The 12,590-nt window shown below is 33.2% G+C and carries 12 protein-coding genes, 2 tRNA genes and 1 pseudogene; 7 read left to right on the top strand and 8 right to left on the bottom strand.

What is annotated here, in order from left to right; translation table 11 throughout:
• Window positions 1–4: 4 nt before the first annotated feature.
• Window positions 5–92 (bottom strand) — tRNA-Leu (locus HGO49_RS05565).
• 190 nt (window positions 93–282) lie between these two features.
• Here HGO49_RS05565 and HGO49_RS05560 point away from each other — a divergent pair.
• Both HGO49_RS05560 and HGO49_RS07360 read left to right on the top strand, forming a co-directional pair.
• A complete protein-coding gene (locus tag HGO49_RS05560) occupies window positions 283–1,518 on the top strand; it encodes a metallophosphoesterase family protein (protein WP_017532543.1) in 1,236 nt (411 codons plus the stop codon).
• 15 nt (window positions 1,519–1,533) lie between these two features.
• A pseudogene (locus HGO49_RS07360) lies at window positions 1,534–1,874 on the top strand (transposase); the annotation flags it as partial.
• Between the two features lie 155 nt (window positions 1,875–2,029).
• On the opposite strand, the gene dcd reads toward HGO49_RS07360, so the two are convergent.
• Window positions 2,030–2,587 (bottom strand): dCTP deaminase, encoded by a 558-nt coding sequence (gene dcd / locus HGO49_RS05555; protein WP_017532542.1) that lies wholly within the window; start codon window positions 2,585–2,587, stop codon window positions 2,030–2,032.
• Window positions 2,588–2,658: 71 nt separating this feature from the next.
• Window positions 2,659–4,116 carry a TrkH family potassium uptake protein gene (locus HGO49_RS05550; RefSeq protein WP_017532541.1) on the bottom strand — a complete coding sequence of 486 codons (1,458 nt, stop codon included), beginning with the start codon at window positions 4,114–4,116 and terminating at the stop codon, window positions 2,659–2,661.
• Between the two features lie 178 nt (window positions 4,117–4,294).
• On the opposite strand from HGO49_RS05550, the gene HGO49_RS05545 reads away from it, so the two are divergent.
• Both HGO49_RS05545 and HGO49_RS05540 read left to right on the top strand, forming a co-directional pair.
• On the top strand, window positions 4,295–4,897 hold the full coding sequence (locus tag HGO49_RS05545) for a hypothetical protein (protein ID WP_017532540.1): 603 nt from the start codon (window positions 4,295–4,297) through the stop codon (window positions 4,895–4,897).
• A 47-nt stretch (window positions 4,898–4,944) separates the two neighbouring features.
• Window positions 4,945–5,535 carry a hypothetical protein gene (locus HGO49_RS05540; RefSeq protein ID WP_237398620.1) on the top strand — a complete coding sequence of 197 codons (591 nt, stop codon included), beginning with the start codon at window positions 4,945–4,947 and terminating at the stop codon, window positions 5,533–5,535.
• Window positions 5,536–5,637: 102 nt separating this feature from the next.
• Here the strand turns inward: HGO49_RS05540 and HGO49_RS05535 are convergent, their stop codons facing one another.
• The 5 genes from HGO49_RS05535 to rpsB all read right to left on the bottom strand — a co-directional run bounded on the left by HGO49_RS05535 (window position 5,638) and on the right by rpsB (window position 9,797).
• Window positions 5,638–6,654 (bottom strand): substrate-binding domain-containing protein, encoded by a 1,017-nt coding sequence (locus HGO49_RS05535; protein WP_017532538.1) that lies wholly within the window; start codon window positions 6,652–6,654, stop codon window positions 5,638–5,640.
• Window positions 6,655–6,847: 193 nt separating this feature from the next.
• The gene (gene frr, locus HGO49_RS05530; RefSeq protein ID WP_017532537.1) at window positions 6,848–7,405 is read right to left on the bottom strand and encodes a ribosome recycling factor; all 558 of its coding nucleotides are present in this window, start codon (window positions 7,403–7,405) and stop codon (window positions 6,848–6,850) included.
• Between the two features lie 7 nt (window positions 7,406–7,412).
• Complete coding sequence (pyrH, locus tag HGO49_RS05525; RefSeq protein WP_017532536.1) at window positions 7,413–8,156, bottom strand: UMP kinase; 744 nt, start codon at window positions 8,154–8,156, stop codon at window positions 7,413–7,415.
• Window positions 8,140–8,985 (bottom strand): translation elongation factor Ts, encoded by an 846-nt coding sequence (gene tsf, locus HGO49_RS05520; RefSeq protein WP_017532535.1) that lies wholly within the window; start codon window positions 8,983–8,985, stop codon window positions 8,140–8,142. The genes pyrH and tsf overlap by 17 nt, the downstream gene beginning before the upstream one ends.
• On the bottom strand, window positions 8,982–9,797 hold the full coding sequence (rpsB, locus tag HGO49_RS05515; protein WP_026092703.1) for a 30S ribosomal protein S2: 816 nt from the start codon (window positions 9,795–9,797) through the stop codon (window positions 8,982–8,984). The genes tsf and rpsB overlap by 4 nt, the downstream gene beginning before the upstream one ends.
• Window positions 9,798–9,978: 181 nt before the next feature.
• Here rpsB and HGO49_RS05510 point away from each other — a divergent pair.
• From HGO49_RS05510 to glmS, 3 genes are all read left to right on the top strand, one after another.
• Window positions 9,979–10,055 (top strand) — tRNA-Asp (locus HGO49_RS05510).
• A gap of 130 nt (window positions 10,056–10,185) precedes the next feature.
• On the top strand, window positions 10,186–10,599 hold the full coding sequence (gene yajC, locus HGO49_RS05505; protein ID WP_006012489.1) for a preprotein translocase subunit YajC: 414 nt from the start codon (window positions 10,186–10,188) through the stop codon (window positions 10,597–10,599).
• An 8-nt stretch (window positions 10,600–10,607) separates the two neighbouring features.
• Window positions 10,608–12,419: a glutamine--fructose-6-phosphate transaminase (isomerizing) gene (glmS, locus tag HGO49_RS05500; RefSeq protein ID WP_010407205.1), complete on the top strand. Its 1,812-nt coding sequence runs from the start codon at window positions 10,608–10,610 to the stop codon at window positions 12,417–12,419.
• The last annotated feature ends 171 nt before the right edge of the window (window positions 12,420–12,590 follow it).

Genomic DNA, 12,590 nt, shown 5'->3' with positions numbered 1-12,590 from the left:
AACTTGGTGCGGTCGAGAAGACTTGAACTTCCAAGGCTTTGTGAGCCACAGCGACCTCAACGCTGCGTGTCTACCAATTCCACCACGACCGCACTTTATTCTAGTTTCTATATAATTACTTTAAATTACTTAATCATTTTAGGGTTTTTCATCTAAAGTGTCAATCTGATACTAGGATAATTTAGGAAATGCCTGTATAATTTAACTATGAATTTTATGGTTACAAACTTTAATCATTTAAGATAATCTTAATACTAATTCTTAATTTAGGTCTTTATACAAATGAAAGTAGCTAATATCTTCATTTTTTTAATTCTATCTCTTACAATTAGCTTTCACTCCACTCATGCACAAATATTGTACACATGGTCTCAAATCATTCCAGAAAATAAATTAAGCATACGTGCGATTATAGACAATAACATGTGTCCCATTGCTTACGTCGATAATAAGGAAGTAGAAATGCTAAGTCGCAGCTCAATTAACAATACCGAAACAGTTTGTGAACTGATAGTAGAAACAAATGCTCAAAACATTAGTATTGACAATATAAAAGTTCCCGTATTAGCGGAAAAGATCAGCAAAATTGCCTTCATTGGCGATACAGGATGTAGAATAAATATGTTATTTCAGCAAGAATGTAATTCTGTAGATAGCTGGCCTTTGAAAAAAAATTTAGATTCAATCGCTTTTCATAAACCAGATTTAATTATCCATGTTGGTGATTATCATTATAGACAAACAAAATGTAGAAACACAAAAAAGTGCGGCGATATTTATGGATATAGCAAAGAAGCTTGGTACGCTGATTGGTTTGAGCCTGCAAAAGATATTTTAATACAATCTCCTTTTCTTTTTGTTCGTGGAAATCATGAGAGTTGTAATAGAGCTTATGAAGGATGGTTCAGATATTTAGATTCATACCCCTTTTCCCCTCAAAAATGTGAAGATCTTATTTCCAGTTGGTTCTTAGATGCTGGGCCGATGAAGTTTTTTATCTTCGACTCTTCATCCGGTGAGGAAATTTTTACAACCCAAAGCACAGTTGATGCTTTTGAGAGGCAGTTTGATAAATTGATACAAGATAAGCCCACGTGGTTTTTGACTCATAAACCACTTTGGAGATCTCCAAAAAAAGAATTTTTGACATTAAAAAGCCATGGTAATCTTACACAAATTGAAGCTTTTGGAGATAAATTTCCAAGCAATGTTACTACCATAGTTTCTGGCCACATTCATATAGCCCAGATTTTATTAATGGATAATGTTCCAGATCAGATTATAGTTGGAAACGGCGGTGCATTATTACACGCTCAAGATCAAGAACCTGTTTATCAAAACGTAGAATTTAACTATCCAAATAGTAGAAATTACTTAGCACACGAAGTTAGAAACTTTTTCGGCTTTGGCTTTGCAATATTAGGTTTAGACGATCACAAATTTACTTTCTATAACCAAGATAATAAGGAAATGTATTCTGCAAACCTAACGAAAGACTTTAAACTTAAAACAAATTAAAATTAGGACTATTTAAGGACGCAGAAAAAACGTGCTGAGCTTAAAAAACTCATAGCAACAAAAAACACTGAAATTCTTGTATATATCGACTAATCTGGAATTGATAACACAAAAGTCAGCGTATTAGTATGATTGCAGCTTTGAATAAGGGAAAAATTATGGCGCCTATGATTTTTGAAGGCTACTGCGATACAGACGTTTTTAATAGCTAGTTCAAACTTTTTGCTGGGTGATTTTGGATAATGCAACTTTTCATAGAAAACAAGTGAATTTGTTAAAAGTGTCGGTGCTGAAGTTATATATCTGCCTACACATTCTCCTGATTTTAATCAAACCATTGGTTTGTTATAAAAAATTGAGCCAGAAAGAATATCCAGCTATTCGAACTATTAGAAAAAGAGCTATATATGAGCATGTTTTAGCACAGACATTATTTTTGTAACTAGGCAAATGCAATCAGTATTAGCGGCTTGAAAGGATATCAATTAATAAAGAAATGCATCTAAAGTAATCACTTAACTAACGGCAAAGTGATACCATGTTGGTTCATATATTTTCCTTTCATATCATCATATGATTTCTCGCATTCACTTTCGCCGCTTAAAAACACAAATTGGCATGCGCCTTCATTAGCGTAAATTTTTGCAGGAAGTGGAGTGGTGTTCGAGAATTCAAGTGTGACGTGACCTTCCCATCCAGGCTCCAAAGGTGTGACGTTTACTATAATACCACATCTTGCATAAGTTGATTTACCAACACAAATTACCAGTATATTCCTTGGTATACGAAAATATTCCACTGTGCTGGCAAGTACAAAACTATTTGGCGGGATTATACATACATCTGTTTCCTTATCTATGAAACTATTCTCAGAAAAATTCTTGGGGTCCACAATAGCTGAATTAACATTAGTAAAAATCTTAAACTTATTACTAACTCTTGCATCATACCCATAAGATGATAACCCGAAAGATACAACACCCTTACTGCTTTTATGATTCACAAAAGGCTCTATCATTCTAGAGTTTTCAGCCTTTTCCCTTATCCATTTATCTGGCATAACTGCCATAATTGTCCCTTAAAGTTTTGTAATATTTATAATAATATGTAATAGAATTTAAATGTAAACCTGAATTAGCGTTACACTCTGGAATGGCAAAGTTTCCAGTATAAACTACCTATACAAAAATAAATTGGCAATATTTCAAGCCTGCCAAGCAGCATCAAAAACGATAGAAATAGCTTTACTCCACCACTAAAGGAGGAATAATTACCTGAAGGACCTATTAGGTTACTAAATCCTGGGCCAGAATTTGTAAGCATTGCAGAAACAGAGCTGATGCTAGTTATAAAGTCCGCATTGCTCAAGTAAGACATCATTATTGATGATATAGTGAACGTTAACATGTAAATCGCAAAAAACGTAAAGACGGATTGAACTTCATCATTTTCCAGTATTTTACCATTGAGTTTTACTCTATCGCTTTCACTTGGATTTAATAAAGAGCTAAAGTAATTCCTTATAGACTTTAGAAAAATGACTAAACGGAAGATTTTGATTCCACCACTAGCAGAACCACCACATCCACCAATAAAGGCTAAAAAGAAAGCTAAGACTGAAATAAAGCTCCAATTCAAGTAGTTGCACATTACATAGCCAGTTGATGTGATAGAGGAGGTAATGGTGAATGTGCTGTACCTAAATGATAAAAATACTCCTAAGTCAAAATTTTTATATAACCAAAAACAAGCAAGCAAAGATGAGATAACAACTATCTTAATAAAGTAAGAGACCTGTTCATCATAACAAACATCTAATCGTCTTATAATTTTTAAATAGCTCAGAAAAGGTAAAGAGCCTAAAATCATAAAGATAATTGTTATGACCTCCAATATAGGGTTATTGTAGTAGCCTATAGAATCGTTATAGTTAGCAAATCCACCAGTTGATACAGCGGACATTCCGTGACATACTGCGTCAAATAATGGCATGCCAGCTAGATAGTAGGAAAATATGCACAATAAAATTAGGCAGTAATATATTTCTGCAATATGTATTACTACGCTTCGCGTATGTGGTAACTTTCTTTTAAGAGCATCTGAGTACTCAGAATAGAGTAAATTATTTAAGCTCAAAACCTTAAATATGGGAAAAATTGCAATTCCTACTGTAATTACTCCAAAACCACCTATACCGTGCAGCATTGCTCTCCACAGTAGTATCCCCGGAGATTGTTGCTCGATGTAACTTAGAACAGTTGCTCCTGTGGTTGTAATCCCAGATACTGCTTCAAACAGTGCATCAATGTAGCTTAAACTATCAAGATAAAATGGAATAGCTGCAAATAGAGATAATGCAATCCAGGTACAACTGGTAATCGCAAAAATTGCCGGCATTCCATGTACCCTATTTAGTTTACCCAGTAAAATAAAAATCGCACTAAATGTGCAGGTAACTATAAATCCAACCAGAAAATTTTTCCATTCGTAACCTAGATAATTATTAGTAATAGCAGGAATAAGCATTGCTACGCCAAACAACAATAGAAAAATTCCCACAATAAACGCAATTGAACGTAAAACTTGCAGACTTTCCATAGACAGTACTGTGAAAGCTATATGTTATTAAAACTTCAACCGCTTTGCTAATTTTTTCTCTTGACTTGATTATAAATACGTATAATTATAGCGCTAAATTTGCCATAAGAGATAGAGGTAGGGTATAGTATTAGATTGTGGCCTTATTAAAACTCAAGAATCATTATATTTTGCAATTTTGAATAACAATCTTCAAGAGGTCCAGAATATATTAAATATTAATTCTTACAGTAATATACAAAAGGTTTTCAGAAGCCAATTCCCGAGTGGTCGTACAATCTTTGATGTTGCTAAATCCATAGGAAATGAAGAAATCATTCAGACACTTCAGCAGAAAGCTAATGAATACACTAATGCTTTATGGAATAAGCGTAAAGCAACTCAAAATTCATTACGTTTTGCAGTTGTGAATAGCAGTCTTCGAGAAGTCCTAAACATAATCAAAAAAATTAATTCTGAGGAGGATATAGATTATACACAAAAGGTTTTAAGGAGTAAGTTCGATGGTAATTATACTATCTTAGATTTTGCTATTTTAAAACAAGAAGGAGATATCATTAAGGCATTTTGGGATAAAGCTGATAAAAACACTCGTGTCTTCTTGAGTGATAGTGCAATCAAATCAGCTAATTATAGTTCAAATTTTGATGTTAAAAATTTATTCCAGAAATTGAGAATTATAATAGAAAGTGCACTGAAAAAGCTACCAAACGAACTTATGAAGAATCTCATCAGAAAAATGATATTCGTGATAGAGCTATGCAAAAAGTGGAAAATTTAGGAAGAATAGGTACCCTTCATTGCAAATTATGTGAAGCAATAAATTCTTTGAAAATTGAAAAAGTTAAAGCAGTATTAGAAGATTGTGATACAAATCTAGAAATGATTTTAAATAGACCTATATACTCACAGAGCAAAACTACCCTTTTACTTTATCCTCTGCAAGTTGGTCTTAATAAACGATATATAGGTGATGGTAAAAGATTGAAACAAGAAGATCTGAGAAATATAAAAGAAATTACTAAACTTCTTTGGGATAAAGCTTCTCCTGATATTCGCAATTTCTGGTTTAAATTCCATCAAGATCAACAAGAAGAAAGTACAAAAGACACAAAAGCAACCTTTGAAGCTCATTTGAAAAAAGCTCCTCCTGATATTCGTGACTCGTGGCTTAAAAATCAAAGAGCTCCTGAAAATCAAGATGCAGCTGTAATAAAACTTCTTAAAGGTGAGCAACAACGACATGCTAAGATAGGTAGTGAGAAGTGGCTTGAAGATTTCATTCAAGAAGTTAAAGATTACACAGAACAAAAAAGCATAGAAGAAAACCTTGAAATAGCTACAGAGAAACCTACAACAAAATCTGTTCTACAAGACGCACAACTTCCTCAAATAAATAGAACTTGTTGTATTTTGTAGTAAATAAGTTCTTAGGAAACCTAAGTATGATAACAATAAAAACAAGAAATTTAAACGTTCTATTTTTAACCTAGTATCCAGAATAAAAAAATATCAAAGTCATCATATTATATCACGAACCTTTTCCAAGACTTTTTTTATATTTTCGCTTGAAAGTGGAATTAAGCCAAGCCTAGATAAATATCCACCTTCAGTACTAATAGAGTCTACAACTTCTCTAATGAATTCCCTTAATCCATCAACAGTATCTAAGTGTTCTTTCTTTATATAAAGATATAAAGGCCTTGCTAACATATACTCCCCCGATGATATATTTTTATAAGTTGGCTCAATTCCTGCGATTGTGCTCCCTTGAATCTCATCTTGGTTTTTCGCTAAAAAGCTGAAGCTAAATATTCCTAAAGCATTTTTATTGCTCTTCAATTTTTGTATTATTATGTTTTCATTAATTCCAACTTCTATATACCTTCCATCATCTCTGATATTACTACATGCTTTCTTTCTTTTTTCTTGGTCTTGATAATTCTCTTTGAAAATCCTTGAGTTCATGCATGAATATTGATCAAGCATAATAAAATTAATCAAAGTTTCATGTGTACCTGTATTTTGATGTGGACCATAGATTTTAATTTCTGTTTTTGGTAGAGCTTGATTTACATCAGACCAAAATTTCTTGTTATTCTTTACTAATCTATCATTGTCTTCAGAATATGCAGATAAAGTTTCAAACAGGTCATTTTTTGTAAAATCAAATCTATGGCTTTGATTTGAATTTGCAATAACAATTCCATCATAGCCGATTATGATCTCTATTACCTCATTCACTTTATTTCTTTTGCATAATTCTCTCTCTACTTCCTTCATAGGGCGAGATGAAGTGGTGATATCTGGTGTGCCTTTCCCTATTCCTGAACAAAACATTTTGAACCCTGATCCACTTCCTATCGATTCTACAATTGGAGTTTTAAAGGGAAATATACGACTGAATTCCTCAGATACAAATGAGATAAAAGGAAAAACAGTTGAAGATCCAACAATTCTGATATATCTTCTAGCATCAACATTTGACAGTGGGATGAGTAATACAAATGCAAAAATAAGGAAAAGGCGTTTCAGCATCGTTTTCGCTCAAGAGTGTAAACTTAATTATCGTAATAAAAAATCAAACTGAAAAGCTTTTTTTCTAGATTTCAAAAGGTATAACGATCAAATGTGTGCGTAATGATGAGATATGAATCACAGCATTCATACAACTGTATCTGTATCGAATCCTCTTATGTTTTTCAATACTGAAAAATTCTTTCATATTAACTTAATGATGCAATATATCCTTTTCTTTAATAGATAAGTCATCATCGACTTTTTTTACATTATCATCAGTAATGTTTTGTATTTCCTTTTTGGCAACATGAAAATCATCTTCTGAGATTTCCTTATTTTTCTTCATTTCCTCTATTTCTTCCATAACATCTCTGCGTATATTTCTAATTGCAACTCGTGCATTTTCAGAAAATTGATGCAATAATTTCACTAATTTTTCACGAGTTTCTTGTGTTAAGTCTGGAAGAACTATACGTATAGTATTTCCTTCAACAACAGGATTTAAATTCAGGTTAGCATTGATTATCGCATTTTTTACTTCACCGATAACAGTAGCATCCCAAACTTTAACTGATAGAGTTTTGTTATCTATAGCTGAAACGCCTGCAACTTGGTTCAGTTTTTGATGTCCACCATAGATATTTACAACTATACCATCAAGTAATGATGCGTTAGCTCTACCAGTACGTACACCTTTCATATCATCGTGAAAAGACTGAATAGTTTTTAGCATTCTTTCTTTTGTTTTAGCTTTTATTTCGTTTAACATAAATTACCTAATGTTTATAATCTGAGACTATAGTATAAGTACCTTGACCCTTAATAATATCGACCATTTTTTCTCTTTTTAAAGAAAAAACTATAATCGGGATAGAATTCTCACGAGCAAGTGAAATTGCTGATGCATCCATAACTTTTAAATCACGAGTTAGCAAATCTGTATAAGAAAGCCTATCATACATCACAGCATCCTCATTTTTTTTTGGATCAGCAGAATATACACCTCTTACTTGCGTACCTTTTAGAATAACATCACAATTCATTTCAACAGCACGTAGAGCTGCAGCTGTATCTGTGGTAAAAAATGGGTTACCTGTACCTGCTGCAAAAATGACAACTCTACCTTTTTCTAAATGATGAATAGCCTTCCTTCTTATATAAGGCTCACATATGGTAGTCATAGGTATAGCAGATAGTACCCTAGAAACTATAGAGCTTCTTTCTAAAAAATTCTGCAAAATTAAAGCATTAATGACAGTGCCAAGCATTCCAATATAATCACTACTTGCTCTTTCGCAGCCGCTTAAAGATGCTGATGCACCACGAAAAATATTCCCACCACCAACAACAATACAAACTTGAACTCCGAGATCACAAACTTCAACTATGTCTTTGGATAGTTTATCTATCACTTCCATATCATGGCCAAATAGCTTTGATCCCATCAAAGCCTCCCCAGAGATTTTGAATAACACTCTGGGGTATTTTACTTCTGAAGTTTTGTTACTTATTTGCATCATCCAAAGTAAGTAACTTATAATTAGCTAATTTAACAGCACTTGATTCTATAAAATCAGCAATCTTCATTTTATCATCTTTTATAAACTTCTGCTCTAGCAGAACAACTTCTTCATAGTATTTAGCCATTCGTCCATCTACTATTTTTTTCGCTACCTCTTCAGGTTTATTTAAGCTCTTTACTTGCTCCTCAATTATAGAACGCTCATTGTTTAATTTTTCTTGATCTAAATCATCTATAGATAAAGCTTCAGGTTTCATAGCAACTACATGCATAGCTATTTGCTTTCCAATCTCTTGTTTATCACCGGATGATTGCAATGCTACTAAAGCACCAATCTTACCTAAGCCATGCATATCACCATGTACATAGCCAGCAATAATCCCATCCTCAGTCTCTAGGTAGCAAAGATTGCTTAACTCTAACTTCTCACCAAGAACCGATGTACCACTCATAATAGCTTCCTGCACTGTACCAACATCTTCATATTTGGCATTTTTTAACTCATCAAGACTAGTACAACGTTCTTGACAAGCAATTGATGCTAAACTTGAAACTAATGCTATGAACTTCTCATTTCTAGCAACAAAATCAGTTTCACAATTGACTTTAACCAATACACCATAATTTTTAGCCAAGCACATAGCAATAAGCCCATCCGAAGCTACTCTATCAGACTTTTTGTCAGCTTTAGCAAATCCTATTGTACGTAACCTATCAACGGCTTTCTTAATATCACCATCACACTCCTCTAACGCTTTCTTACAATCGCTTAAGCCAAGCCCTGTTCTATCGCGTAATTCCCTTATACTACTTGAATCCATCTTCATTTACTTACTATTACCTCCCTTTCTGTTTCATCCTTCATACGCTTCTTTTTAGTTTGCACAATACCCCCTTCTTTTTCTTGAATAAGCTCATCATCCTTAACTCTAGACCTTGTCAAACTAGACTCTATTCCAGCTAATATAGAATCAGCAGCTAATTTACAGTAGAGCTCTATTGATTTTCTTGAATCATCATTTCCTGGTATAGGATAGGCAATATCATCTGGGTCAGAATTGGTATCAAGTACTCCAACTACAGGAATACCTAATTTTTTAGCCTCTTTAACCGCTATATGCTCTTTGTTAGTATCAATAATGAATAAAATATCAGGAACTGCTCCCATTTCTCTAATGCCACCCAATTCTTTATCAAGCTTTTTTCTTTTCTTTTCAATATTTCCTAATTCTTTTTTTGTTAAGATACTATCTTCATCATTTAATATTTTCTCATATTGTATCAAAGTTTTTATCGAAGAAGAAACAGTGTTCCAATTAGTAAGCATACCACCAAGCCATCGATCATTTACATAATATTGACCACAACGAACCGCTTCACTTGCAACAATATCTAAAGCTTGAAATTTCGTACCAACAAATAAAATGCGACCATCTTGAGATGCAACATCGTATAAAGCTTTCATCGCCGCCTCTAACAATGGTAATGTTTTTCGTAAGTCTATTATGTGTATACGATTCTGTTGATGTACACCATATATATATGGGGCCATTTTCGCATTCCAGCGACTAACCTTATGGCCAAAATGCACACCAGATTCAGCTAAATCACGTATAGTGACTTTAGGCAAATTTGTCATATTTACTCCTCCAAATAGTTTATCCTCCATGGCATAACCCTAACGGGACTACTTGCATAAGCCATGTGTGAAATTAAGTTATTTACATAGTAATAAAAAAGACAAAAAAGCGCAAACAAAAAATATTGACAAGTAGCAACACGTTGATTAGCTTTAAGATTGCAAACGTTAAAAAGCAATGGGGGGTGTAGCTCAGTTGGTTAGAGCGCATGCCTGTCACGCATGAGGTCGTGAGTTCAAGTCTCATCACTCCCGCCATTACAGCAGAAACACCTTAAAATTCCTTAAGTTTCTTATTAATTTGAATTAATTTCTTTCAGAGACTTGACATGATATTGTAATTGCTGCTTAATCTATTTAACTTTATCGTTAATAATTGGGATTAAATATGTTCATTTCTGAGGTTTTTGCGGCAGATGCGACTAACAATGTATCAGCATCTGTTGCTAGCTTTATTCCACTCATTTTAATATTTGTAGTATTTTATTTTCTCATTATTCGCCCCAATCACAAAAAACTAAAAGAACATAGAAGGATGATAGATCAAATAAAACGTGGTGATACGGTTATTACTTCTAGTGGAATAATAGGTGAAGTAAACAAAGTTGACGAAGTAAATGCACAACTAATACTAGAAATAGCACCAAAAATTGAAATAAAAATCCTAAAGTCTGCTATATCTGAAATCTTAAATAAAGAAATTCAAAAGCCAGTAGCTAAATCTATTGAAAAAAGCAAAGTTGAAAAGAATGGCAAGAAAAATAAACTAGAGGAAAGTAAAAAAGACAAAAATGCTTCATAATTTAAGAAGTGTGTGGAATATTAGGTATAGTAAGTAGCGGTGATTCAGTAATACCAACTTTACTAACCGCGTTGCAAAAATTGGAATACAGAGGTTATGACTCTTCAGGTATAGCAATTATAAATAATAGAGGTAAGATAGAAGTAAAAAAATCAGAAGGTAAAGTTGAAAGATTGTGTGAAGTTGTTCATGAGAGCAAGATATCTAGTAGCAAAGTTGGTATAGCACATACTCGTTGGGCTACACATGGAGCTCCAAATCTTAAAAATGCTCATCCCATTTATATAAATAATGTTGTTGTTGCTCATAATGGCATAATTGAAAATTACAATATATTAAAAAAGGATCTGGAGGAAAAGGGAGTATCTTTCCACACCGATACTGATACAGAAGTGATACCAAACATATTAACTTCATATCTTGATGAAGGGTTATCACCAGTTGATTCTATATTACAGTGTCTAAACAATTTACAAGGTTCACTTGCTTTGGCTTTATTATTTGCAGAATATCCAGATACTTTATTTGTTGCAAAAAGAAATTTGCCTTTAGCAATAGGATATAACTGTAATAAAGTGTTTGCTGCTTCTGATACTAATACTTTGAATTCATTTGTAGAAAAAATATTGCATTTAGAAGATAATGATATTGCAGTAATAAAATCTAACGAATTCAGTATATATAATAATGGTATACAAGTTAAACGCAGAACAGAAAATAGCAGTCCAAGAAATTTTCTAATTAGTAAAAATGGTTACCCTAGCTTTATGCTAAAAGAAATTTTTGAGCAACCGTATGCATTAAACAAAACAATAAATCAATTTTATAAACAATATAAAGAAATCAACAAAGAATTATTTTCTGAACTAGGTTACATTACTATAGTTGGATGCGGTTCATCCTATTTTGCTGGACTAATAGCAAAGTGTTGGCTGGAAAGTATTGCTCAAATTCGGGTATATCTAGAAATCTCGTCAGAATTTAGGTATAGCAGCGTCAAGCTCGAAGAAGGTAGTATTGGCTTATTCATTTCTCAATCTGGTGAAACTGCAGATACTATGGAAGCACTACGTTATGCGAGATTGCAGAAACAAATGATCATTAGCATAATTAATACATTTAATAGCAGCATAGAAAAAGCCTCAGATATTGTATTGCATACTCTTGCTGGACCTGAGATTGGTGTTGCTTCGACAAAAACCTTTTCTACGCAGCTTGCAATTTTAGCATGCTTTGCTGTAGAGCTTGGAAAAATAAAAGGTATACTGGGTAGAGAGAGGATAAAGGAACTAAGCGGTGCTATTAATTCCATTCCCGAACATGTAGAGCATGTTTTGAATGTGATGGAAATACAACATATATCAGGCAGTATATTAGAGCACAATAATATAATTATAATTGGGAGAGGAAGCTCATATGGAGTTGCAATGGAAGGTGCATTGAAGATAAAAGAGCTTTCATATATCAACACAATTGGTATTGCAGCGGGAGAAATGAAGCACGGTTCTATCGCTTTGATAGACTCTACTGTACTTGTTATCGCAATTATTCCTTACGATAATTTATTCTTTAAAACGCTATCCAATATACAAGAGATTATTGCAAGAAAAGGTAAAGTAATTGCCTTTAGTGATAAGCAAGGAGCACCGCTCTTAAAGGGAATTTGCATAGATGTGGTGCAACTTCCAGAAGTTGACAATTTTGTTTCTCCAATTATCTACAGTGTTGCTATGCAATTTCTTGCTTATTCTATTGCAGAAAAAAAAGGGTTAGATGTAGATTGCCCGAGAAATTTAGCTAAATCTGTCACAGTTGAGTAACTTATTTAAAGTGAGTTGCTAATTAACAGCTCTCATTGTCAGTTATAAATTACTGAATTTTACTAATAAATTCATTAGCCCTCTGCGAAAGAATATGTAACTAATGTAAGGATGAAAGAGGCTAAAATCCACGCCTCAAATTAACAAGATTTGCCATTATGGTTACCAGAC

Origin of the sequence: Wolbachia endosymbiont of Diaphorina citri, from assembly GCF_013096535.2 — a bacterium.
Lineage (GTDB): Bacteria > Pseudomonadota > Alphaproteobacteria > Rickettsiales > Anaplasmataceae > Wolbachia.
The sequence above is the reverse complement of the archived record's forward strand: the minus strand, read 5'-3'. Positions and strand labels throughout refer to the sequence as shown.

Excerpts from the sequence above, each read along its gene's own strand:
- HGO49_RS05560 (WP_017532543.1), top strand. The coding sequence starts at position 283 with ATGAAAGTAGCTAATATCTTCATTTTTTTAATTCTATCTCTTACAATT.
- dcd (WP_017532542.1), bottom strand. The coding sequence starts at position 2,587 with ATGGCAGTTATGCCAGATAAATGGATAAGGGAAAAGGCTGAAAACTCT.
- HGO49_RS05550 (WP_017532541.1), bottom strand. The coding sequence starts at position 4,116 with ATGGAAAGTCTGCAAGTTTTACGTTCAATTGCGTTTATTGTGGGAATT.
- HGO49_RS05535 (WP_017532538.1), bottom strand. The coding sequence starts at position 6,654 with ATGCTGAAACGCCTTTTCCTTATTTTTGCATTTGTATTACTCATCCCA.
- frr (WP_017532537.1), bottom strand. The coding sequence starts at position 7,405 with ATGTTAAACGAAATAAAAGCTAAAACAAAAGAAAGAATGCTAAAAACT.
- pyrH (WP_017532536.1), bottom strand. The coding sequence starts at position 8,156 with ATGATGCAAATAAGTAACAAAACTTCAGAAGTAAAATACCCCAGAGTG.
- tsf (WP_017532535.1), bottom strand. The coding sequence starts at position 8,985 with ATGAAGATGGATTCAAGTAGTATAAGGGAATTACGCGATAGAACAGGG.
- rpsB (WP_026092703.1), bottom strand. The coding sequence starts at position 9,797 with ATGACAAATTTGCCTAAAGTCACTATACGTGATTTAGCTGAATCTGGT.
- yajC (WP_006012489.1), top strand. The coding sequence starts at position 10,186 with ATGTTCATTTCTGAGGTTTTTGCGGCAGATGCGACTAACAATGTATCA.